This window comes from Stenotrophomonas sp. YJH_SMC_80 (assembly GCF_059372495.1).
In genome coordinates this window covers 390,879-413,676 of sequence record NZ_JCAFVP010000002.1, presented here as the reverse complement: position 1 = coordinate 413,676, position 22,798 = coordinate 390,879, and the positions used below count along the sequence as shown (strand labels likewise).

The window sequence follows — 22,798 nt, the reverse complement described above, 5'->3', positions numbered from 1 at the left end:
CACCAAAGCGCATTGCGCGCGTTACTTGCGTTCCAGTACCAGTAGCGGATCGATACGGGTATCGAACCAGTTCATGCCCCAGTGCAGGTGCGGGCCGGTGGCACGGCCGGTGGCGCCGACCGCGGCGATCACCTGGCCTTGTTCCACACGGTCGCCAACTTTTACGTCGATGCGCGACAGGTGCAGGAAGTTGGAACTGACCCCGAAACCGTGGTCGAGCAGCAGCGTACCGCCGGTCAGGTACAGGTCCGGCCCGGCGAAGGTGACGATGCCGGCGGCCGGTGCCTTCACCGGCGTGCCGGTCGGTACCGCGATGTCCATGCCGGAATGACCGGCACCGGGCTGCCCGTTGTACACGCGCGCATTGCCGAAGCGACCGCTGATGCGGCCCTGCACCGGCCAGATGAAGGTCTGGGTGAAGTCGGTGCGGTCGTCATCGCGGGCACGCGCGGCGGTCACCTGCGCCTGTTCGCGCTTGATCCGCTCGGCAATCGCCGGCGGCGGGTTGACCGTCTTCGGCGGCACGCCGTTGACCCGCTCGGTGGGCCAGTCGCGCGGCGTCACCACAATGGTCGCGGTCTCGCTGCCACCATCGGGGCGCTGCACCTGCACGCGCAATGGTCCCTTCTCGTCGCGGCCGATGCCGAACACCACGCTGCCGTAGCCGCTCACCCGCAGCTGGCGGCCGGCGTACTGCACGCGGCTGCCGGCGGGCACCTTGCCGATCACCAGTGCGCCCTGCGACGCACTGGCCGGGAACACCACGCGGCTGTCGATCAGGCTGCCGATGGCATCCTGCGCGTGAGCCGACGGTACGCTGAGCAGGGGCGCCGCCAGCAGCAGCGCCCCGGTAAATAGGGCCGCGCGCATCAGCGGTCGTAGGTCATGCGCTGGCCGGCGGGTTCGCCCACCAGTTTGCTGCCATCCCACACCAGCTGGCCGTTGACCCAGGTGGAGGCCACGCGCGAACGGAAGGTCGTGCCTTCGAACGGCGACCAGCCGCACTTGGACAGCACGTCCTCGCGCTTGACGGTGAACGGCACGTCTTCCACAAGCACCAGGTCGGCGAAGTAGCCTTCGCGCAGGAAGCCGCGTTCTTCCACGTCGAACAACTGTGCCGGCGCGTGGGCGAATTTCTGCACCACCTGTTCGCGGGTCAGCTTGCCTTCGTGCACGCGCTCCAGCGCGGCCACCAGCGCGTACTGCACCAGCGGCAGGCCCGACGGTGCCTGCGCGTACGGCTTCTGCTTCTCTTCCCAGGTGTGCGGCGCGTGGTCGGTGGCCAGCACGTCCAGCACGTCGTCGGCCAGCGCAGCGGTGATCGCCTCGCGGTCGGACACTTCCTTGATGGCCGGGTTGCACTTGATCAGGTTGCCCTTGGTCGCATAGTCCGGGCGCGCGAAGTGCAGGAAGTGCACGCAGGTCTCGGCGGTGATCTGCTTGCGGCTGCCGTCGGCGCGGATCAGCGGGCCCTTCTCGAACAGCGCCAGCTCGTCGGCGGTGGAGATGTGCAGCACATGCAGGCGGGTGCCGTGCTTGCGCGCCAGCGACATCGCCAGGCGGGTCGACTTGATGCAGGCCTCGCGCGAACGGATGTCCGGATGCATGTCAGGGGTCAGCGCATCGCCGTACTTTTCCTGGAAGGCCTTCAGGTTGGCATCGATCATCGGCGTGTCTTCGCAGTGCGTGATGATCGGGGTCGGGCATTCGCGGAAGATCGCATCCAGCGTTTCCGGGTTGTCCACCAGCATGTTGCCGGTCGAAGCACCCATGAACACCTTCACGCCCGGGGCCTTCTTCGGATCCAGGGCACGGATCGCGTCGAGGTTGTCATTGCTGGCGCCGTGGTAAAAGCCATAGTTGGCCCAGGCGCGGCCGCGCGCGAGCTCGTACTTGGCTTCCAGGATGGTCGAATCCAGCGTCGGCGGGTTGGTGTTGGGCATGTCCATGAAGCTGGTCAGGCCACCGGCCACGGCCGCGGCCGATTCGCTGGCGATGTCGCCCTTGTGGGTCAGGCCCGGTTCGCGGAAGTGCACCTGGTCATCGATCATGCCGGGCAGCAGCCAGCGTCCGGCCGCATCCACCACCTGTTCGCCGTCGCGCGGCGCCAGCCCGCTGCCGATCTGCGCGATGCGGCCGTTCTCGATGCGCAGGTCGCCGTCGAAGGTGCGGCCTTCGTTGACCATCCGGGCGTTGGTGATGAGGGTGGAGGACATGTCAGTGTTTTCCTGTGCAACGGCAAGAGGGGGCGTTGGGAGACTCGGGCACGGGGTCGAAGCCGCCGGGATGGAACGGGTGGCAGCGACCGAGCCGGCGTGCAGCCAGCCAGCTGCCGCGCAGCGGGCCGTGCCGCGAGATGGCTTCCATCGCGTATTCAGAACAGCTCGGCACGAAACGGCAGCGTGGCCCCAGCAAGGGGCTGATGAAGCGCTTGTAGAAGCGCAGCAGGGCAATGAGCAGGCGCGAGATCACCCAGTCATCTTATGCCAGTTGGCATGAAGGCCGCATTTGTGCAGGATGGGCCGTTGGTCGCATGTCGCCGATGGCCTGCGACCGGTACCAGCACCTGCGGGTGCTGGCCAGGTTCCGTACCGCGCAAGGCGGTCCGTGTTCGTCGGACTGCCTCCAAGGGCGCCTTGACTCCAGGACTGAATGGAGCAGGGTGCCGAGGTTGCTGCTGCGGGTCGGGTAGGCTATAAAGGCCCGCTTTCCCGGGCCCCGGGGAATCCAAGGAAGAGCGTTTCGTGGCTGCTAAAAAAACTGCAAAGAAGGCCGCAACGGCCGCCAAGAAAACCGCCAAGCCTGTTGTGAAGAAGTTGGCGGCAAAGCCCGTTGCCAGGAAACCGGCCAGCAAGCCGGCGACCAAGGTAGCGTCCTCGCAACCGGCGGCCAGGAAGGCCACCGCAAAGAAAACGCCGGTCAAGGCAACCAAGCCGGTGGCGAAGAAGGCTGCTGCGCCCGCCAAGGCCAAGCCTGCCGCTGCCAGCAAGAAGGCGCCGGTGGTGAAGAAGGCCGCCAGCAAGGCTGCGCCGGTGAAGAAGGCTGCCGCCAAGCCAGTGGCGAAGAAGGCAGCAACCAAGCCGGCGCCGAAGGCGGTGGTGAAGAAGGCTGCAGCCAAGCCGGTCGCCAAGCCCGCAGCAAAGAAGGTCGCTGCGGCCAAGCCGGTCGCCACGCCTGCCGCTGTAAAGAAGGTTGCCAAGAATGTTGCCGCGCCGGCCGTAAAGCCGACCCCGGCCCCAGTAGTGAAGTCCGCACCGAAGCCTGCTGCCAAGCCGGCTCCGGCCAAGCCTGTCCCGGCCAAGACCGTGGCAGTGGCAGCAGCCCAACCGGCCTCCAAGCCGGCCCCGGCCGCCGCTCCTGCCGCCTCGAAGGCCCCGCAATCCAAGAATCCCGTGCCCGTTTCGAAATCGCCTGCCAAAACCGCCGTGAAATCCGATTCCGCTCCGAAGACCGTGTCGCGCCCTGTCGGCAAGGTTGCCGTGGCCGTCGCCGCCCGCTCGGCGGCACCGGCCCCGCGCAGCAAGTACAAGGTGGTCGAGTACAAGACCGACGAGGCCACCGGCCGCCCGATCCTGCCGGCTGGCTACAAGCCGTCCTCGGAAGAGGAATACATGAGCCCGCTGCAGCAGGAGTACTTCCGCCAGCGCCTGCAGAACTGGCGCGCGGACCTGGTGGAAGAGTCCAAGCAGACCATCGAGAACCTGCGCGAGGAAGTGCGTGATATCGGCGACGAAGCCGAGCGTGCGACCCGCGAGACCGAGAACTCGCTGGAACTGCGTACCCGCGACCGCTATCGCAAGCTGATCGGCAAGATCGACAGCACCCTGAAGCGCCTGGAAGCGGGCGACTACGGTTACTGCGTCGACACCGGCGAGGAAATCGGCCTGGAGCGCTTGGAAGCGCGCCTCACCGCCGAACGCACCATCGACGCCCAGGAGCGTTGGGAGCACCTGCAGAAGCAGCAGGGCGACTGATTCCCGCTCGTTGTATGGTCATGCAGAAAACCCGGCTTCGGCTGGGTTTTTTGTTGGGGGATCGTTGGTAAGCGACCGTGGCTGGCACGGGCAGTTGTGGCCGTTGACTTGGGTCCGCCTTGTAGCGAGCCGAGCACCGCAGGGGAATCGGGGGCGAAGAGGCGCCGCTGTTTGAGCGCAGCGAGTTCGGCGCCGTCCCCTGATTCACCGAGGAGCGCAGGGCACCGGTGCGCAGCACCGGCTCGCGGATGGCGGCGCGTTTCTTTGGTTACTTTCTTTGCGCGCGCAAAGAAAGTGACAAACCCATTCATCGAGGGAAAGTGACGTGGCCAGTCAAACGCCCGGCGCCGCCGAACGCGCTCTCCGCAGGGTCACTGCAGGTCGCGCAGATTCAACTTCCGCAGCGTCGGGTTCTTCCACGCGGTGATCCCGGCCACGCTCAGCACCGCAAACCCACCCAGCACCACTGCAGGCACCAGCCCCAGCAGACGGGCCATCGTGCCGGCATAGAACGCGCCCAGCTCGTTGGACGAACTGATGAAGATGCCGTTGATCGAGGACACCCGTCCGCGCATTTCTTCCGGCGTGGCCAACTGCAGGATGGTCGAACGGATCACCACCGAGACGCCATCGAAGGCCCCATAGAACAGCAGGATCAGCGCCGACAGCCAGAAGTGCTGCGACAGCCCGAAGCCGATCACGCACAGGCCGAACCCGCCCACCGCGAACAGCAACACGCGGCCGGCATTGCGGTGCAGCGGGTGGCGGGCCAGCCACAGGCCCACGCACACCGAACCCAGCGCCGGCATCGCGCGCAGGATGCCCAGGCCTTCGGGGCCGTGGTGCAGGATTTCGTGCAGGAAGGCCGGCAGCATCGCCACCACGCCGCCCAGCAGCACCGAGAACATGTCCAGTGCCATCGCGCCGACCATGATCCGGTTGCCGACCACGAATCGCGCGCCTTCGGCGATGCTCTTGAAGATCGGCGCGGCCGGACCGGTGTGCACCGGCTCCTCCACTTTCAGCGTGGCCAGGCAGGCCATCGCCACCAGCGCAAAGGCCGTAGCCACCGCGTAGGACAGGCCCTTGCCGCCGAAGCCGACCAGCACGCCGCCCAGCGCCGGGCCGGCCACCATGCCGGCCTGGAACACCACCGCGCCGAGGCCAGCGCCACGTGCGAACTGGTCACGGGCCAGCACGCGGGCGAACAGTGCGTTGTAGATTGGCGACAGGAAGGCGCGGACCATGCCGGTCAGGGCGATGGCCGCATAGATCGGCCACACGCCCTCGAACGGCAGCCAACCCGTCGCAACGCCGGTCAGCACCAGCGCCGTGGCGATCAGCCCGGAACAGGCGACCATGCCCAGCCGACGGCGCGGCAGGTGGTCGACCAGATAGCCGGCGAACGGCGCCACGCAGAAGAACGGCAGCACCTCGGCCAGGCCGACCAGGCCCAGCGAGAACGGATTGCGGGTGACTTCGTAGATGTGCCAGCCGACGGTGACCGCCACCACCTGGTAGGACAGCATTGCGAAGATGCGGTAGGCCAGCAGCTTGGCGAAACCGGGCCGGGACAGCAGGCCCAGCGCGGTGTCTTCGGCTGTGGCAGGCTCGCTCACGACGGGTCGCGCTGCAGCTGGGCCTGCGCGGTCTCGCGGATGAAGGCCAGCATCGCCGCCACGCCGTTGCTGCGGGTGGGGGAGAGGTGACGGGCCAGGCCGATGTCCTGGATGTAGCTGGGCTCGGTGTCCAGGATTTCCTGTGCCGAGCGCCCGGAGTACACGCGCAGGGCCAGGAAGATCAGGCCGGAAACGATGGCCGAATCACTGATGGCATGGAAGCGCAGCGACTGCGCGTTGCCTTCCGGCACGATCCAGACCATCGACTGGCAGCCGAGGAGGCGGTGCTCTTCGGTCTTCCATTCGTCCGGGAAGGCGGGCAGCTTGCGGCCGAGGTCGATCAGGTACTGGTAGCGCTCGGACCAGTCGCCGAAGAAGCCGAATTCCTCGGCGATGGCGGTCTGGGCCTCGGCGGCGGTAGGTTCAAGCGGGAACGGGGAGTCGGTCACAACAGTCTCTACAGTGGGGGCGTGGCCGGCGGGCCGGCCACGGGGCAGGGCAGGTCAGCCGCGCTTGCGCGACCAGCGCACGCCCTGCGGGGTGTCTTCCAGCACGATGCCTTCGGCGGCCAGCTGGTCGCGGATGGCATCGGAACGCGCGAAATCACGCGCTTTCTTGGCCGCAGCACGCTCGTCGATCAGGCCCTGGATGCGGGCATCGTCGCCGTCATCGCCCGCAGCGGTACCGAACCACTGCGCCGGATCGGCCTGCAGCAGGCCCAGCGCCAGGCCGGCGCCGAGCAGCTCGCCCTTCAGCCGTGCCTGTTCGGCCGGGTCGGTGGCGCGGCGTGCATCGGCGGCGATGCGGGCCACTTCGGCCAGCGCCTGCGGGGTGTTCAGGTCGTCATCCAGGGTCGCCTCGACGCTGGCCGGGATCACCGCGCTGGCTTCGATCGACGCCAGCTCGCGCAGCGTGCCGTACAGGCGGTCCAGGGTGCGCACCGACTGCTCGATCAGGCCATCGGACCAGTCCAGCGGCTGCCGGTAATGGGCCGACAGCAGGGCCAGACGCAGCGCTTCCGGCGGATGCTGGCGCACCAGGTCGTGTACGCGCTCGATGTTGCCCAGCGACTTGCTCATCTTGGCGCCGCCGAAGTTGAGCATGCCGTTGTGCAGCCAGTAGCGGGCAAAGATCCTGCCGCCATGCGCGCATTCGCTCTGCGCGATCTCGTTCTCGTGGTGCGGGAACTGCAGGTCGACACCGCCGGCATGGATGTCGATGGTCTCGCCCAGATGGGCGGCCGCCATCGCCGAGCATTCGATGTGCCAGCCCGGGCGGCCACGGCCCCAGGGCGATTCCCAGCCGGGCAGGTCGTCGGTGGAGGGCTTCCACAGCACGAAATCGCCCGGATCACGCTTGTAGGGGGCGACATCGACGCGGGCGCCGGCCAGCATCTCTTCCGGATCGCGTCGCGAGAGCTTGCCGTAGCCGTCGAAGCTGGCCACCGCGAACAGCACGTGGCCTTCGGCGGCATAGGCATGACCATTGGCGATCAGCTGCTCGATCATGGTGATGATCTGCGGCATGTGCGCAGTCACTTCCGGCTCGATGTCCGGCGGCACCACGCCCAGCGCGGCCATGTCTTCACGGTAGGCGGCGGCGAACCTGTCGGTGATGGTGCTGATCGGCACCCCCTGCTCGCGTGCAGCGGTGTTGATCTTGTCGTCCACGTCGGTGATGTTGCGCGCGTAGCGCAGGCCACCGAAACGCCGCCGCAGCAGATCGGCCAGCACCCCGAACACCACCGGGCCACGGGCGTTGCCGATGTGCACGTAGTTGTAGACCGTGGGGCCGCACACATACAGGGTCGGACAGGCCGGATCGAGCGGGGTGAACGGTTCGAGCTGGCGAGTCAGGTTGTTGTGCAGGCGCAGGGTCATGGGGCTGTGGCTGGGGGACAAGCCTGTGATTTTAGAACGTGTCGGCCCGCTTTGGGGCGCCGATTGCCACCGGTGGACGCCGGCTCCACCCAAGGTGGGGTGGGCAGGAGCGGCGTGGACGGGTAATGTTCAGCCCCTTGCGCTCGTCACTGCCTACACTATTGCCGTGTCCTTGCTCCCGTCGCCACTGAAATCCACCGCGTTGCTGACCCTGGCCTGCCTGTCGGCGACGGCCGCCGTGGCCCAGGCGCAGGAGGCCGAGCCGCGCAACCGGGTGGTGATCGTCGAGAACGTGAAGTTCGACTATGCGCAGGTGCTGAACGTCGAGCCGGTGTTCCAGACCCTGCGCGCGACCCGCACCGAGGAGCATTGCGAGCCGATCTCGACCCGCACCCTGGCCCCGGTCAACGTCACCGGTGAAGAGCCGGTCGAGGACAAGGGCCGGATCAGCCGCTTCTGGGACTCGGTGCGCTCGATGTTCAAGCGCAGCGATGAAGAGGTCTCCGAGGAGACCGCCGCCGAGACGCCTGCCCCGGCACCGGCCAACAACGGCCCGATGCTGACCCGCGACTGCCGCATCGTGCCGGTCGGGCGTGAATTCCGCCGGCCGATCGCCTATGACGTGGATTACGTCTACAAGGGCACCAAGTACCGGTCGCGCCTGCCGGAGGACCCCGGCAACCGGCTGAAGATCCGGGTTTCGATCACCCCCTGGGTCGGCCCCGAGCAGGGCGCCGCCGGTAATCCCTGATTCTGCGACCCCGGCCCCTTGCGTCGGCCCCGGCCGCATGCAAAGATTGGCGGCCATGAAGCTCACCGACTTCCAGCACGACAGCAGCGCAGCCCGACAGGCGTCGGGCATGACCTCGCGTGCGCGTCGACCGGAACCCCACATCCTCGCTGGGTAACCGGAGCTTTCTGCTGTTCGTCCGAAAAAAACCCAGCCCGCCGGCTGGGTTTTTTCGTTTCAGCGCTTCAAAAATGCATGTGCTGAAAGCTGCAACTGCAACCTTTTCGATCCACCTTTGCTTCCTGCTTTTCCCTTCCACCGCGTCGAACCCGGCGCCGCCACGCAAGGAAAGATGATGTCCCCCAAGCACTTCCTGAACACCCAGGACTGGAGCCGCAGCGATCTTGACGCGCTGCTGACCCAGGCCGCGCTGTTCAAGCGCAACAAGCTCGGCGACCAGCTCAAGGGCAAGTCGATCGCGCTGGTGTTCTTCAACCCCTCCATGCGCACCCGCACCAGCTTCGAACTGGGCGCGTTCCAGCTCGGCGCCCACGCGGTGGTGCTGCAGCCGGGCAAGGATGCGTGGCCGATCGAGTTCAACCTCGGCACGGTGATGGACGGCGATACCGAGGAGCACATTGCGGAAGTGGCCAAGGTGCTGGGGCGTTACTGCGACATCATCGCCGTGCGTGCGTTCCCCAAGTTCATCGACTGGGCCTACGATCGCCAGGACATCGTCCTCAACAGCTTCGCCAAGTATTCGCCGGTGCCGGTCATCAACATGGAGACCATCACCCACCCGTGCCAGGAGCTGGCCCACGTCATGGCCCTGCAGGAGCACTTCGGCACCCAGGACCTGCGTGGCAAGAAGTACGTGCTGACCTGGACCTACCACCCCAAGCCGCTGAACACCGCCGTGGCCAACTCGGCACTGACCATCGCCACCCGCATGGGCATGGACGTGACCCTGCTGTGCCCGACCGCCGACTACATCCTCGACGATCGCTACATGGGCTGGGCCGAGCAGAACGTGGCCGAGAGCGGCGGTTCGCTGAAGATCAGCCATGACATCGACAGCGCCTACGCCGGCGCCGACGTGGTCTACGCCAAGAGCTGGGGCGCGCTGCCGTTCTTCGGCAACTGGGAGCCGGAGAAGCCGATCCGCGACCAGTTCAAGCACTTCATCGTGGACGAGCGGAAGATGGCACTGACCAACAACGGTGTGTTCAGCCACTGCCTGCCGCTGCGCCGGAACGTGAAGGCCACCGACGCGGTGATGGATTCGCCGCAGTGCATCGCCATCAACGAAGCCGAGAACCGCCTGCACGTGCAGAAGGCGATCATGGCGGCGGTTGCCGGGCGCTAGATCGAACAAGGGGTAGCGCCGACCGTTGGTCGGCTGCTCCCGCAGCGGCGCATCCATCATTCCAGCCGACCAACGGTCGGCTCTACCGAATTCCCATCCCCCAAGTGGACCTGACTCCCATGAGCAACAAAGACGTCGTTCTCGCCTTCTCCGGCGGCCTGGATACCAGCTTCTGCGTGCCGTACCTGCAGGAGCGCGGCTACAACGTGCACACCGTGTTCGCCGACACCGGCGGCGTGGATGATGAAGAGCGCGATTTCATCGAAAAGCGCGCCGCCGAACTGGGCGTGACCAGCCACGTCACCGTCAACGGTGGCCCGGCCATCTGGGAAGGCTTCGTCAAGCCGTTCGTGTGGGCCGGCGAAGGCTACCAGGGCCAGTACCCGCTGCTGGTCTCGGACCGCTACCTGATCGTCGATGCCGCGCTGAAGCGCGCCGCCGAACTGGGCACCAACATCATCGCCCACGGTTGCACCGGCATGGGCAACGACCAGGTCCGCTTCGACCTGGCCGTGAAGGCGCTGGGTGACTACCAGATCATCGCGCCGATCCGCGAGATCCAGAAGGAACACACCCAGACCCGCGCCTACGAGCAGAAGTACCTGGAAGAGCGCGGCTTCGGCGTGCGCGCCAAGCAGCAGGCCTACACCATCAACGAGAACCTGCTGGGCCTGACCATGTCCGGCGGCGAGATCGACCGTTGGGAAGCCCCGGGCGAGGGCGCTCGTGGCTGGTGCGCACCGCGCAGCGAGTGGCCGGAACAGGCGCTGACCGTCACCCTGAAGTTCGTTGAAGGCGAAGCCGTTGAACTGAACGGCAAGGCGCTGCCGGGCGACCAGATCCTGGCCCAGCTCAACAAGCTGTTCGCCCCGTACGGCGTCGGTCGCGGCGTGTACACCGGCGACACCGTGATCGGCCTGAAGGGCCGCATCGTGTTCGAGGCCCCGGGCCTGGTCTCGCTGCTGGCCGCACACCGCGCGCTGGAAGATGCGGTGCTGACCAAGCAGCAGAACCGCTTCAAGCCGGACGTGGCGCGCAAGTGGGTGGAGCTGGTGTACGAAGGCTTCTACCACGATCCGCTGAAGACCGACATCGAAGCCTTCCTGAAGTCCTCGCAGGCCAAGGTCAACGGTGAAGTGGTGCTGGAAACCCGCGGTGGCCGCGTCGATGCAGTGGCGGTGAAGTCGCCGCACCTGCTCAACACCAAGGGTGCCACCTACGCGCAGTCGGCCGACTGGGGCGTGGAGGAGGCCGAAGGCTTCATCAAGCTGTTCGGGATGAGCTCCACTGTCTATGCGCAGGTCAATCGTGGTTGACCTGTGACGGGGTGCCGGCCGCTGGCCGGCGCCTCGCAACGTCGATGGAGGGTAGTGCCGGCCGCTGGCCGGCTCGTGGCACGGCTGGATCATTGCGGAGCCGGCCAGCGGCCGGCACTACCGATTTGGAACCCTACGGATATTCAGACACATGCTTGAACAGACGCTCGATCACCTGCAGGCCCTGGTGTCTTTCGACACCCGCAACCCGCCGCGTGCGATCACCACCGGTGGCATCTTCGATTACCTGCGCGCGAACCTGCCCGGCTTCAACGTCGAGGTGATCGACCATGGCGCGGGCGCGGTCAGCCTGTACGCCGTGCGTGGTACGCCGAAGTACCTGTTCAACGTGCACCTGGATACGGTGCCGGACTCGCCGCACTGGAGTGCCGACCCGCATGTGATGCGGCGCCTGGACGACCGCGTGGTCGGCCTGGGCGTGTGTGATATCAAGGGCGCGGCCGCTGCACTGGTGGCTGCGGCCAATGCCAGCGATGGTGATGCCGCGTTCCTGTTCTCCAGCGATGAAGAAGCCAACGATCCGCGCTGCATCGCCGCGTTCCTGGCCCGCGGCATTCCGTACGAAGCGGTGCTGGTGGCCGAGCCGACCATGAGCGAAGCGGTGCTGGCGCATCGCGGCATCAGCTCGGTGCTGATGCAGTTCGCCGGTCGTGCAGGGCACGCCTCGGGCAAGCAGGATGCGGCTGCCAGCGCGCTGCACCAGGCGATGCGCTGGGGCAACCGCGCGCTGGACCATGTGGAATCGCTGGCTTCGGCGCGCTTCGGTGGGCTGACCGGCCTGCGCTTCAACATCGGCCGCGTCGAAGGCGGGATCAAGGCCAACATGATCGCACCCGCTGCCGAAGTGCGCTTCGGCTTCCGTCCGCTGCCGTCGATGAACATCGACGCGTTGCTGGCCACCTTCGCCGGTTTCGCCGAGCCGGAAGCGGCGGTATTCACCGAAACCTTCCGTGGCCCCAGCCTGCCGGCCGGCGACATCGCCGAAGCCGAGAACCGCCGCCTGCTGGCACGTGACGTGGCCGATGCGCTGGAACTGCCGATCGGCAACGCGGTGGACTTCTGGACCGAAGCCTCGCTGTTCTCGGCCGGTGGTTACACCACGCTGGTGTTCGGCCCGGGTGACATCGCCCAGGCCCACACCGCCGATGAGTTCGTGACGCTGGAGCAGTTGCAGCGCTACACCGACGCCGTGCACCGCATCATCGCCGCCGGCGCCTGATTCTTCCCTTTCCGACGAAACCGAAATGTCTCCTGCCCTCCAGCCCCATCGCCAGACCCGCCAGACCATCGTGCGCCTGCTTTCCAGCATGGCCAGCGCGAAGGAGATCAGCCAGTACCTCAAGCGCTTCTCGCAGCTGGATGCCAAGCGCTTCGCCGTGGTCAAGGTCGGCGGCGCGGTGCTGCGCGACGACCTCGACGCGCTGACCTCTTCGCTGTCGTTCCTGCAGGAAGTCGGGCTGACCCCGATCGTGCTGCACGGCGCCGGCCCGCAGCTGGATGCCGAACTGTCGGCCGCCGGCATCGAGAAGCAGACCGTGAACGGCCTGCGCGTGACCTCGCCGGAAGCGCTGGCGATCGTGCGCCGGGTGTTTCAGCAGTCCAACCTGCGGCTGGTCGAGGCGCTGCAGCAGAACGGCGCGCGCGCCACCTCGATCACCGGCGGCGTGTTCGAAGCCGAGTACCTGGATCTGGATACCTACGGCCTGGTGGGCGAGGTGAAGAAGGTCAACCTGGCACCGATCGAGGCCAGCCTGCGCGCCGGCTCGATCCCGGTCATCACCAGCCTGGGCGAGACCGCCGGCGGCCAGATCCTCAACGTCAACGCCGACTTCGCCGCCAACGAGCTGGTACAGGAACTGCAGCCGTACAAGATCATCTTCCTGACCGGCACGGGCGGCCTGCTGGACGAGGCGGGCAACGTGATCGATTCGATCAACCTGTCCACCGAGTACGACCACCTGATCGCGCAGCCGTGGATCCACGGCGGCATGAAGGTGAAGATCGAACAGATCAAGGATCTGCTCGACCGCCTGCCGCTGGAATCGTCGGTGTCGATCACGCGCCCGGCCGACCTGGCCAAGGAACTGTTCACCCACAAGGGTTCGGGCACGCTGGTGCGCAAGGGTGAAAAGGTGCTGCGCGCCACCGCCTGGAACGAACTGGACCTGCCGCGCCTGAAGGGCCTGATCGAATCCAGCTTCGGCCGCGCGCTGGTGCCGGACTATTTCGAGAAGACCAAGCTGTTGCGTGCCTACGTCAGCGAGAACTACCGCACCGCGGTCATCCTCACCGACGAGGCAGAGGGCGTGTACCTGGACAAGTTCGCCGTGCTCGACGACGCGCAGGGCGAGGGCCTGGGTCGTGCGGTCTGGAACGTGATGCTGGAAGAGACGCCGCAGCTGTTCTGGCGCTCGCGCCATGGCAACCCGATCAATCACTTCTACTACGCCGAATCCGACGGCTGCTACAAGCAGGACCACTGGAAGGTATTCTGGTTCGGTGCCGATGGCATCGACCGGATCAAGACCTATGTCGATCATTGCGCGCAGCGCACCCCGAGCCTGCAGGGCTGAGCAATGAGCAACCTCGATGCCTGGAACACGGTTCCTACCCTGCGCGGCCGGCACGTAACCCTGCAGCCGCTGCAGATGGAACACGTGCCCGGCCTGCGCGATGCGCTTGAAGGCAGCGGCCTGGACCAGCTCTGGTACACCCAGGTGCCGTCGCCGGAACAGGCCGAGACCTATGTGCGGGCAGCGCTGCAGGCGCAGAGCGAAGGCAAGGTGCTGCCGTTCGTGATCCGTGATGCGGCTGGCGGAATCGTTGGCAGTACCCGTTTCTATGACATGGATGCCGGTGTGCCGAAACTCAGCCTCGGCTACACCTGGTATGCGCCGCGCGTGCAGCGTACCGGCGCCAACACCGAAGCCAAGCTGTTGCTGCTGCAGCACGCCTTCGAAACGCTGGGCTGCATCAGCGTGGTGCTGGAAACCAGCTGGTTCAACGCCACCTCGCGCACTGCCATCGCCCGCCTCGGCGCCAAGCAGGATGGCGTGCTGCGCAACCACAAGCGGCATGCCGACGGCACGCCGCGCGACACCGTCATCTTCTCCATCATCGACGCGGAATGGCAGGGCGTGAAGCGCCACCTGCAGTACCGCCTGGACAGCCACGCATGAACGATTCGACCTTTACCCTTGGCATCATCGGTGCCCGTGGCCATACCGGCGCCGAGCTGATCAAGCTGGTGGCCGCCCATCCGCGGCTGGAACTGGCTTTCGTCTCCTCGCGCGAGCGCGCCGGGCAGCACCTGTCCGACCATCACCCGGAATTCCAGGGCGATCTGCAGTACGAGAACCTGGACGCCGACGCGGTGGCGGCCAAGGGTGTGGACGCAGTGATCCTGGCCCTGCCCAATGGCCTGGCCGCACCGTTCGTGGCTGCGCTGGAAGCGGCGAAGCCGGACACCGTCATCGTCGATCTCTCGGCCGACTACCGCTTCGACAACAGCTGGTACTACGGCCTGCCGGAACTGACCCGCGGCCGCTACAACGGCCAGAAGCACATCAGCAACCCGGGCTGCTATGCCACGGCGATGCAGCTGGCGGTGCATCCGCTGCTGGACCTGCTGGCCGGTCCGCCGCAGTGCTTCGGTGTCTCCGGCTACTCCGGCGCCGGTACCACGCCGTCGGACAAGAACAACGTCGAACTGCTGGCCGACAACCTGATGCCCTACGCGCTGACCAACCACGTGCACGAGCGCGAGGTGTCGGTGCAGCTGGGTGTGGCTGTTGAATTCATGCCACATGTCGCGCCGCATTTCCGGGGCATCACGCTTACCGCCAACCTGTGGCTGAACCGCGTGCAGACCCGCGAACAGATCGTCGAGCGCTTCCAGCAGGCCTATGCCGGCGAACCCCTGATCGACGTGATGGATGAAGCGCCGTGGGTCAGCCGCATCGCCGGCCGACACGGTGCCCAGGTCGGTGGCTTCACGCTCGCGCCGGGCGGCAAGCGGGTCGTCGTGGTGGCGACCCTGGACAACCTGCTCAAGGGCGCGGCCACCCAGGCCATGCAGAACCTCAACCTCGCGTTGGGCATCGATGAACTGATGTCCATCCCGCACTGAACACGCCTTCCGGAGCCCCCATGGCAGACCTTCTTTGGCAGAAGCCCGGCGTCGCTGTCGACGCCCAGATCCAGACCTTCCTCGCCGGCGACGACGTGATCCTCGACCGCGAGTTCTTCCTGCATGACATCGCCGCCAGCGCCGCACATGCGCAAGGCCTGCAGCACATCGGCATCCTCAGTGCCGACGAGCTGGACGGCCTGCTGCGCGAACTGGAGGTGCTGGCGCAGGACTTCCGCGAAGGCCGCTTCGTGCTCGATACCCAGTATGAGGATGGCCACTCGGCGATCGAAGCGCGCCTGACCGGACGCCTCGGCGATGCCGGCCGCAAGATCCACACCGGCCGCAGCCGCAACGACCAGATCCTGGTCGCCACCCGCCTGTGGCTGAAGGAGAAGCTGCAGCGCGTGGCACAGCTCAGCGCCGAAGTGGCCAAGGTCGCGCTGGACCGCGCACAGGCCGAGAAGGACCTGCCGATTCCCGGCTACACCCACATCCAGCGCGCCGTAGTGTCCTCGGCCGGCATGTGGTGGGCGGGCTGGGCCGAGGCCTTCATCGACAATGCCATCCGCGCGCGTGACACCCATGCGCTGGTCGATGCCAATCCGCTCGGCACGGCTGCCGGCTACGGCGTGAACCTGCCGCTGGACCGCGAGCACACCACGGCCGCGCTCGGTTTCGCGCGCATGCAGATCTCGCCGATCTACGCACAGCTGTCGCGCGGCAAGTTCGAGCTGGCCGCGCTGGAAGCGCTCGGTGGTGCCACGCTGGACCTGCGCCGTATCGCCTGGGACCTGTCGCTGTTCACCAGCGCCGAGTTCGGCTTCGTCGCGCTGCCGGCGCAGTACACCACCGGCAGTTCGATCATGCCCAACAAGCGCAACCCGGACGTGATCGAGCTGATGCGTGCGACCCACGCCAGCGTCGCCGCAGCGCGCACCGAGATCGAGCAGCTGCTGTCGCTGCCGTCGGGCTACCACCGCGATCTGCAGTCGTCCAAGGGTGCCATCTTCCACGGCTTCGGCCGTGGCCTGGCCGCGCTGGAGCTGCTGCCGGCGCTGCTGGCCAACCTGGAATGGCGTGACGACAAGCTGCGTGCGGCCATCGATTCGGGCATGTATGCCACCGACGTGGCGGTGGAAGCGGCCGTGGCCGGCGTGCCGTTCCGTGAGGCCTACAAGGCCGCTGCGGCCGGTGCCGACAGTGCAGGGCAGGGGCGTACTCCGGAAGGCAGCCTCGCCGCGCGCGTGTCGCCGGGTTCGGCCGCCGACCTGCGCCTGGACGAACTGCGCGCGCGCTGGCAGGCGCTGTCCTGATGGCGGGCACTGTCTACCTGGTGATGGCGATGCGCCGGCCGGACTTCAACGATGCAGCGGTGCAGCCGCACCGCGATTTCCTCGATGCGTTGCAGGCGCAGGGCAAGCTGCAGCTGACTGGTGGTTTCGCCGACGGCAGTGGTGGCGCTTATGTGCTGTGCAACGTGGACAGCCTGGCGCAGGCGCAGGCCATCGTCGCCACCGATCCGCTGGTGACGATGCAGGCCTCCGAGCTGACCGTGCACGAATGGAACACCCGCTGAGACACTGACCGATGATCCCGCACGCTGCCAACGTCGCCTCGCCGTTCCCCGAACAAGCGCTGCCGCCATGGCGGCGTGCGGTGCTGAAGGTCGGCAGCAGCCTGCTGGCAGCCGATGGCGGCGGCCTGTCACCACGCCACGCGCTGGGCCTGGCGCAGTTCGTCTCGGCCAATGTCCTGGCCGGGCGCGAGGTGGTGATCGTGTCTTCCGGCGCGGTCGCTGCCGGGCGCGCGATCCTGCCGCGGGCCGATGAGCCTGGCGCGGCGATGGCGGCGCGGCAGGCGCTGGCTGCGCTCGGCCAGGCCCAGCTGATCGGGCTCTGGCAGCGCTTCTTCGAGCGCCCGGTGGCGCAGGTGCTGCTGACCCATGACGACCTGCGCAACCGCCGCCGCTACCTCAACGCCCGCGCCACGCTCAACGAACTGCTGCGGCTGGGCGCGTTGCCGGTGGTCAACGAGAACGACACCGTGTCGGTGGACGAACTCAAGCTCGGCGACAACGACAACCTGGCCGCCACCGTGGCGGCGCTGGTTGATGCCGATGCGCTGTTCATTGCCACCGACATCGACGGACTGTACAGCGCCGACCCGCGCACCGTGGCCGATGCGCGGCCGTTGCACGAGGTGCCGGAACTGAGTGACGAGGTGCTGGCGATGGCCGGCGGCGCCGGCTCGCGCGCCGGTACCGGCGGCATGCGGACCAAGCTGGAAGCGGCAGCGAAGGCGGGTCGTCTCGGCATCGAAACCTATCTGTTCAATGGCCGCAGCGGTGATGTGGTACGCGCGCTGGCCCAGGACCGCCTGTTCGGTACCCGTATCCACGCCGCGCGCAGCCGTGAGGCGGCCCGCAAGCACTGGCTGCGGCACGCGCCGCTGGTCGAGGGTGCGATCGTGATCGATGCCGGCGCGGCGCAGGCGATGCGCGAGAAGGGCGCCTCGCTGCTGCCCGGCGGCATCACCGGCGCGGAGGGCATGTTCCGCCGTGGCGACATGGTGCAGGTGTGCTGGAACGCGCCACAGGGCCGCGTCTGCGTGGCGCGCGGCGTCAGCCAGTATGCGGCCGATGATGTGCGCCGGATCGCTGGCCGCCATTCGCGCGACATCGAGGCCGTGCTGGGCTACAACTACGGTGGCAGTGTCGTCCATCGCGACGATCTGGTGCTGCCATGACCGGTTTGAAGGACTCCCCGATGAGCGAAATCGAAGCGCAGGCGCGTGCCTGCCGTGACGCGGCCCAGATCGTTGCCGGCCTCGACAGTGCGGCGCGCCGCACGCTGCTGCTGGCAATGGCCCAGGCGCTGGAAGTGAATGCCGGGCTGATCCTGGCCGGTAATGCGCGCGACCTTGCCGCTGCGCGCGAGAAAGGCATTGGCAGTGCCATGCTCGACCGCCTGGCGCTGGACCCGGCACGCCTGTTCGCGATGGCCGAAGCCGTGCGAGAGGTCGCCGCGCTGCCCGATCCCGTCGGCCAGATCACCCGCGACGATGTGCGTCCAAACGGTATCCGCGTGCAGAAGGTGCGCGTGCCGCTGGGCGTGATCGCGATGATCTACGAGGCGCGCCCTAACGTGACCGCCGAAGCGGCCGCGCTGTGCCTGAAGGCCGGCAATGGCGTGATCCTGCGCGGTGGTTCCGAAGCGATCCACTCCAACACCGCCATCGCCCTGGCGCTGGCCGGCGCCCTGCAGGCCAATGGCGTACCGGCGGCGGCAGTGACCGTGCTGACCGACCTGCGCCGCGAAGCAATGCTGGAGCTGCTGCAGCTGCATGAACTGATCGATCTGGCGATTCCGCGCGGCGGCGAAGGCCTGATCCGCTTCGTTTCCGAGCATGCGCGGGTGCCGGTGATCAAGCACTACAAGGGTGTCTGCCACCTGTTCGTGGATGCCAGCGCCGACCTCGGCAAAGCCATCGACCTTCTGGTGGACGGCAAGTGCAGCCGTCCGTCGGCCTGCAACTCGCTGGAAACCCTGCTGGTGCATCGTGATGTGGCCGAAGCCTTCCTGCCGCGCGTGGCGCAGGCGCTCGGTGAGCGTGGCGTGGAGCTGCGCGCCGACACGAACGCGCAGCCGCTGCTGCCGGGCAGCACCGCCGCCAGCGAAGACGACTACGCTGCCGAGTTCCTCGACCTGGTGCTGGCCGTGCGCGTGGTTGATGACCTCGAGGCGGCCATCGCGCACATCCGTGCCTATACCTCCGACCATACCGAAGTGATCGCCACCGAAGACGCCGGCCATGCCGAGCGCTTCGTCAACGCACTGCGCTCGGCGGTGGTGATGGTCAATGCCTCGTCGCGCTTCTCCGACGGTGGACAGCTGGGCCTGGGCAGCGAGATCGGCATTTCCACCACGCGCCTGCATGCGTACGGCCCAATGGGCCTGGAAGCACTCACCGTCGAACGATTCGTCGTGCGCGGTGAAGGGCAGACGCGCAAGTAGATCCACGCGATGCGCGGATGCCCTTCGCGGTGGACCCCGGTGCCGACCAAGGTCGGCGCCCACCAGGCCCAAGCGCCGACCAGGGTCGGCAGCTACCCAAGCAAGCGCCGACCAGGGTCGGCGACTACCGGGGCGTCACACCACCTCGCGGCGGATACCGATCGGCCGCGCGTGATCGTCCATGTGCAGCGTGGCGGCCTTGCAGCCCAGCAGGCGCTCGGCAAGGCCGGTGCTGGCACCCAGATCGGCCGCGACTTCATTGAGGCTGGCCAGCGGTCGCGGCAGGCGTCGCTCGTGGCCACGGAAGCGCGCGCGGTTGTACTCGGCCCAGCCGATCAGCAGCACGCTGGCACACAGCAGCATCAGCGGCAGTGCCACCAGCACATAGGGGTCGAACTGGCTTTGCCGTTGGTACAGCTGCTGCCAGGCCAGCTGGCCGCCGATCAGCCACGAGAACAGGGTCACCAACGGTGCCCACAGGTAGAAGTAGAACCCCCAGAACGCGAGGGTGACGAAGCCCCAGGCGGTGCGCTGGAAGCGTGGTTGGCGATGCGGCTTGCGGATCATCCGCGAGTCGAAGCGGTTGGACGGGCGTTGTGCGTTCATCGGATCCCCCGATCGGGACTGGTCCAGGTGGCGCGCTTGCTGCGACGGCGCAGCAGGGTCTTCGGCAACGCCACCAGGGTGGTGGAAAGACTGATCAGCCAGTACGCCATCGGGTACCAGATGACCCAGAAGTAGTTGCGTCCAATCTGTGTTTCGTAACGACGGTCGATGATCAGGCTGCTGGCGAACTGCATCAGGCAGACCAGGGCCAGGATCACGCCATGCCATTGCGGCAGCAGGCTGGCGATGTACAGCTGCGGCGGCAGGTCGATGAGCTTGCCCAGCACCCACAGCACCACGATGAACAACATGGTGTAGGCCCAGATCACGCTCAGCACGTACTCCAGCAGTACGCCCCACATGCGCCGTTCCTTCCAGTGCAGCAGTGAACGCGCATGCCGCAGCATCACTTCCACGCCACCCTGCGCCCAGCGCAGCCGTTGCCGCCACAGACCCTTCAGCGTTTCCGGCATCAGGATGAAGCACAGCGCGTTGGGTTCGTAGCGGATGTCCCAATGCGCACGCTGCAGGCGCCAGCTGATGTCGATGTCTTCGGTCACCATGTCGTCCGACCACCAGCCGACCTGGTGCAGGGCGGTGCGGCGAAAGCCGGCGATCACTCCGGAGATGGTGAAGATGCGCCCGTACACGCGCTGCGCGCGCTTGATCATGCCGATGATCGAGGAGAATTCGGCCACCTGCAGGCGTCCAAGCAGGGTGGAACGGTTGCGGATGCGCGGGTTGCCGGTGACCGCACCGACGCGGTTGCCGCTGACCAGGTGCCAGACCATCCAGTGCAGGGCGTGTTCCTCCAGCATGGCATCGCCATCGATGCACACCAGGTACTCCGAGCGGGCCGCCAGCGCACCCATGCGCAGCGCGTTGGCCTTGCCGAGGTTGCGGTCCAGGTGCAGCACGCGCAGCCGCGGATGCTTCGCCGCCAGCACGTCGAGCCGGGCGCCGGTATCATCACTGCTGCCATCGTCGATGGCGATCACCTCGTAGTCGGCCGGATAGCGCTGTGCCAGCGCCGCGCCGAGTGTGTCGTCGATGTTCGCGGACTCGTTGTGGCAGGGAATCAACAGGCTCGCGAACGGTGGATCGACCATCAGCGGCGGGTCGTTGCGTGGGCGCGAATGGCGTTCGCGCCGGAAGTAGTAATACAGGCCGCCCGACATCCAGAAGAACGCCATCACCATCGGGTAGTAGAAGGCGAACTGGAACAGGACCTGCAGCAGCGGGTGCATGTCCATGTCACTTCTCCGGGTACGGGAAGTTGCCGGCGGACATCGCCGCGCGGGCATCATGGGTGGAAGGCTGGCCGGCGATGAAGTCATCCGGGTACCAGGCGAAGTGGTGCACGCCCTGCGCCTGCAGCTGGCGGATCTGCGCGCGCAGCCGCTCGGCGGGAATCGGTTGCCCGCTGCGCCAATCGACGGTCTGCAGTTCGAACAGGGTGTGCTGCAACTGGGGATCGTGCGCACGCACCGCGGCCAGCAGCTGGTCGAGCCAGCGTTCCGGATGCCTGCTGCCTTCCATCCACGGCATCGCCATCAGTGCGGTCTGGTCGTAGGCCTTGTTGAACAGGTCCAGGCGCTGCGCGAACCAGGCTTCGCTCTGCGGACGCAGCACCGGCTCCGCGTACAGGTTGCGCACCGTGGCCAGCTTCGGCCGCCAACGCTGCGCACTGTCGCGCAGGGCCAGGGTGAAGTCGATCAGCGCCCGGGTGCGAGCGCTGCCATCGTCGCCGGCCGCCAGCGTCGGCAGTTCTGTGTCGCGCAGGTAGCCATCATCATGGAAGAGCAGGCCTTCGAAGTACGAGTTGACGGCCAGATCCTCGTAGATGTCGAGCATGATCTGGCGTGCCTTCGGATTGGTGAAGTCCAGCCGGTACATGCCGTCGGCATCGCCGTTGTGGATCGCCAGTGCCTTGCGCTGCACGGGGTCGGGCAGCTCGAAGCCGAGCACCGGCAGCCATGCGTAGACCTTCACCCCCGCGCGCGACTTCAGCTGCCAGGCGACCCGGCTGAACAGGTCCGCGCGCATCGGCATGTGCCGGTTGGGAAAGTACAGTGCATCGGCGGTGTTGTTGCCGTCCGGATCGGCGAACGCCTGCAGGTAGACGTGGGTGGGCGAAATGCGCTTGACCCGCTCGATCAGCGCATCGAGGTTGCGCCCCTGCTGCGCCGGGTCCGGGTCGTACACATCATCCAGGTCGACCTGCAACGCGCGGATGCCGTCGAGCGCAACGTCGCGCCGCAGCTCGTAGGCCAGGCCCTCCACGGTCGGGTTGTCGCTGACCAGGAAGCGCGCCAGCCCATGCAGGTCGCTGGCCACTGGTGTGCTGCGGCCTTCCAGATCGAAGGACACCGGCATGCCCAGCTGTTCGGCGATGTCGTTGCTCAACTGGTTGTAGGCGGCGTACGGCCAGACGATGGCGCGCGGGCGCACGCCCAGGTGCTGCTGGATGCGCTGCACGCTGCGGCCGAGATCGGCGCGCAGGCGCTGCTCGTACTGCGCCTCGCTCTCGTAGCTGCGCGTGGCCGGCCGGTAGATGCGGGTGACCACCGCTGGCGTCGAATTGCCCTGCGGATTGGCAAGCACTCCGTGGTGCAGGTCGTCGGTATGGCTGGCCACTTCGATCAGGCCGCTGTCGTGCATCTGCTTCAGCTGCGCCCAGGTAACGAAGTCATCGTGGCCGAACGGCCGGTAGCCATAGTCGATCGTGCGCCCGGGCGCCATGTCCACGTAATCGGTGATCACTGCCACCAGCGCCGGGTAGCGGTACGCCTGCAGCAGCGGGAACGCCTTGTCGTAGACGCTGCGCAGGCCATCATCGAAGGTCAGCAGTACCGGTTTCGGTGGCAGCGTGGCGCGTCCCTGGGAGGCGTCGATCACCTGCGACAGCGACACCGGGTGGTAGCCGTGTGCCCCCAGCCAATCCAGGTGCGCAGCGAAGTTCTGCGTGCTCACCGCGTAGGTATCGGCGTCGCCCTTGGCCGCGACCCGGTCGCGGATGTCGTGGTAGCTGAGGATCAGCAGGCCGTTGTCAGTGGCATCGAGATGCAGGGCCTGCTGCGCGAACGCCGGCGGCGTGGCGGCCAGCAGCAGGAGCACGATCAGTCGCAGGATGCGGGCCAT

21 protein-coding genes are annotated in these 22,798 nt (G+C 67.0%); 12 read left to right on the top strand and 9 right to left on the bottom strand.

The genetic code is table 11. From position 1 onward, the window contains the following. Positions 1-21: 21 nt before the first annotated feature. The 3 genes from AC5P99_RS04920 to yidD are packed head-to-tail and all read right to left on the bottom strand — an operon-like array spanning position 22 to position 2,472. On the bottom strand, positions 22-870 hold the full coding sequence (locus tag AC5P99_RS04920) for a M23 family metallopeptidase (RefSeq protein WP_164222840.1): 849 nt from the start codon (positions 868-870) through the stop codon (positions 22-24). Next, positions 870-2,216 (bottom strand): dihydroorotase, encoded by a 1,347-nt coding sequence (locus AC5P99_RS04915; RefSeq protein WP_012480835.1) that lies wholly within the window; start codon positions 2,214-2,216, stop codon positions 870-872. The genes AC5P99_RS04920 and AC5P99_RS04915 overlap by 1 nt, the downstream gene beginning before the upstream one ends. Before the next feature lies 1 nt (position 2,217). Then, entirely contained in the window at positions 2,218-2,472 is a 255-nt protein-coding gene (yidD, locus tag AC5P99_RS04910) for a membrane protein insertion efficiency factor YidD (protein ID WP_005414016.1), read from the bottom strand. A 272-nt stretch (positions 2,473-2,744) separates the two neighbouring features. On the opposite strand from yidD, the gene dksA reads away from it, so the two are divergent. Beyond that, positions 2,745-3,974, top strand: coding sequence for an RNA polymerase-binding protein DksA (dksA, locus tag AC5P99_RS04905; RefSeq protein ID WP_099606075.1), 1,230 nt, complete (start codon positions 2,745-2,747; stop codon positions 3,972-3,974). A gap of 371 nt (positions 3,975-4,345) precedes the next feature. Here dksA and AC5P99_RS04900 read toward each other — a convergent pair whose 3' ends face one another. Genes AC5P99_RS04900 through cysS form a run of 3 tightly spaced genes read right to left on the bottom strand, consistent with a single transcriptional unit; the run spans position 4,346 to position 7,473 of the window. Next, positions 4,346-5,593: an MFS transporter gene (locus tag AC5P99_RS04900; RefSeq protein WP_088435928.1), complete on the bottom strand. Its 1,248-nt coding sequence runs from the start codon at positions 5,591-5,593 to the stop codon at positions 4,346-4,348. Beyond that, positions 5,590-6,042 (bottom strand): SufE family protein, encoded by a 453-nt coding sequence (locus tag AC5P99_RS04895; RefSeq protein WP_005410372.1) that lies wholly within the window; start codon positions 6,040-6,042, stop codon positions 5,590-5,592. Before AC5P99_RS04895 ends, AC5P99_RS04900 begins: the two co-directional genes overlap by 4 nt. A gap of 54 nt (positions 6,043-6,096) precedes the next feature. Next, complete coding sequence (cysS, locus tag AC5P99_RS04890; RefSeq protein WP_049451669.1) at positions 6,097-7,473, bottom strand: cysteine--tRNA ligase; 1,377 nt, start codon at positions 7,471-7,473, stop codon at positions 6,097-6,099. Positions 7,474-7,660: 187 nt separating this feature from the next. On the opposite strand from cysS, the gene AC5P99_RS04885 reads away from it, so the two are divergent. The 11 genes from AC5P99_RS04885 (at position 7,661) to AC5P99_RS04835 (ending at position 19,051) form a co-directional block, all read left to right on the top strand. Then, complete coding sequence (locus AC5P99_RS04885; protein ID WP_024958440.1) at positions 7,661-8,224, top strand: glycine zipper 2TM domain-containing protein; 564 nt, start codon at positions 7,661-7,663, stop codon at positions 8,222-8,224. Between the two features lie 334 nt (positions 8,225-8,558). Further along, on the top strand, positions 8,559-9,569 hold the full coding sequence (locus AC5P99_RS04880; RefSeq protein ID WP_005410369.1) for an N-acetylornithine carbamoyltransferase: 1,011 nt from the start codon (positions 8,559-8,561) through the stop codon (positions 9,567-9,569). A gap of 119 nt (positions 9,570-9,688) precedes the next feature. Continuing rightward, on the top strand, positions 9,689-10,885 hold the full coding sequence (locus AC5P99_RS04875) for an argininosuccinate synthase (RefSeq protein WP_005410368.1): 1,197 nt from the start codon (positions 9,689-9,691) through the stop codon (positions 10,883-10,885). 151 nt (positions 10,886-11,036) lie between these two features. Next, positions 11,037-12,125 (top strand): acetylornithine deacetylase, encoded by a 1,089-nt coding sequence (locus tag AC5P99_RS04870; RefSeq protein ID WP_005410367.1) that lies wholly within the window; start codon positions 11,037-11,039, stop codon positions 12,123-12,125. Positions 12,126-12,150: 25 nt separating this feature from the next. Then, positions 12,151-13,479, top strand: a complete 1,329-nt coding sequence (locus AC5P99_RS04865) for an acetylglutamate kinase (RefSeq protein ID WP_049451671.1) — start codon at positions 12,151-12,153, stop codon at positions 13,477-13,479. Between the two features lie 3 nt (positions 13,480-13,482). After that, entirely contained in the window at positions 13,483-14,085 is a 603-nt protein-coding gene (locus AC5P99_RS04860; protein WP_049451674.1) for a GNAT family N-acetyltransferase, read from the top strand. Next, a complete protein-coding gene (gene argC, locus AC5P99_RS04855; RefSeq protein ID WP_049451675.1) occupies positions 14,082-15,035 on the top strand; it encodes an N-acetyl-gamma-glutamyl-phosphate reductase in 954 nt (317 codons plus the stop codon). Before AC5P99_RS04860 ends, argC begins: the two co-directional genes overlap by 4 nt. A gap of 20 nt (positions 15,036-15,055) precedes the next feature. Further along, positions 15,056-16,351 carry an argininosuccinate lyase gene (argH, locus tag AC5P99_RS04850; protein WP_024958391.1) on the top strand — a complete coding sequence of 432 codons (1,296 nt, stop codon included), beginning with the start codon at positions 15,056-15,058 and terminating at the stop codon, positions 16,349-16,351. Next, on the top strand, positions 16,351-16,614 hold the full coding sequence (locus AC5P99_RS04845) for a YciI family protein (RefSeq protein ID WP_005414003.1): 264 nt from the start codon (positions 16,351-16,353) through the stop codon (positions 16,612-16,614). Before argH ends, AC5P99_RS04845 begins: the two co-directional genes overlap by 1 nt. 11 nt (positions 16,615-16,625) lie before the next feature. Then, positions 16,626-17,783, top strand: coding sequence for a glutamate 5-kinase (proB, locus tag AC5P99_RS04840; RefSeq protein ID WP_088435926.1), 1,158 nt, complete (start codon positions 16,626-16,628; stop codon positions 17,781-17,783). After that, positions 17,780-19,051 (top strand): glutamate-5-semialdehyde dehydrogenase, encoded by a 1,272-nt coding sequence (locus AC5P99_RS04835; protein ID WP_043035347.1) that lies wholly within the window; start codon positions 17,780-17,782, stop codon positions 19,049-19,051. The genes proB and AC5P99_RS04835 overlap by 4 nt, the downstream gene beginning before the upstream one ends. Before the next feature lie 135 nt (positions 19,052-19,186). On the opposite strand, the gene pgaD is transcribed toward AC5P99_RS04835, so the two are convergent. Genes pgaD through pgaB form a run of 3 tightly spaced genes read right to left on the bottom strand, consistent with a single transcriptional unit; the run spans position 19,187 to position 22,798 of the window. After that, complete coding sequence (pgaD, locus tag AC5P99_RS04830) at positions 19,187-19,657, bottom strand: poly-beta-1,6-N-acetyl-D-glucosamine biosynthesis protein PgaD (protein ID WP_012480823.1); 471 nt, start codon at positions 19,655-19,657, stop codon at positions 19,187-19,189. Next, the gene (pgaC, locus tag AC5P99_RS04825) at positions 19,654-20,910 is read right to left on the bottom strand and encodes a poly-beta-1,6-N-acetyl-D-glucosamine synthase (protein ID WP_495212923.1); all 1,257 of its coding nucleotides are present in this window, start codon (positions 20,908-20,910) and stop codon (positions 19,654-19,656) included. Before pgaC ends, pgaD begins: the two co-directional genes overlap by 4 nt. Before the next feature lies 1 nt (position 20,911). Then, positions 20,912-22,798, bottom strand: coding sequence for a poly-beta-1,6-N-acetyl-D-glucosamine N-deacetylase PgaB (gene pgaB / locus AC5P99_RS04820; protein ID WP_005413999.1), 1,887 nt, complete (start codon positions 22,796-22,798; stop codon positions 20,912-20,914).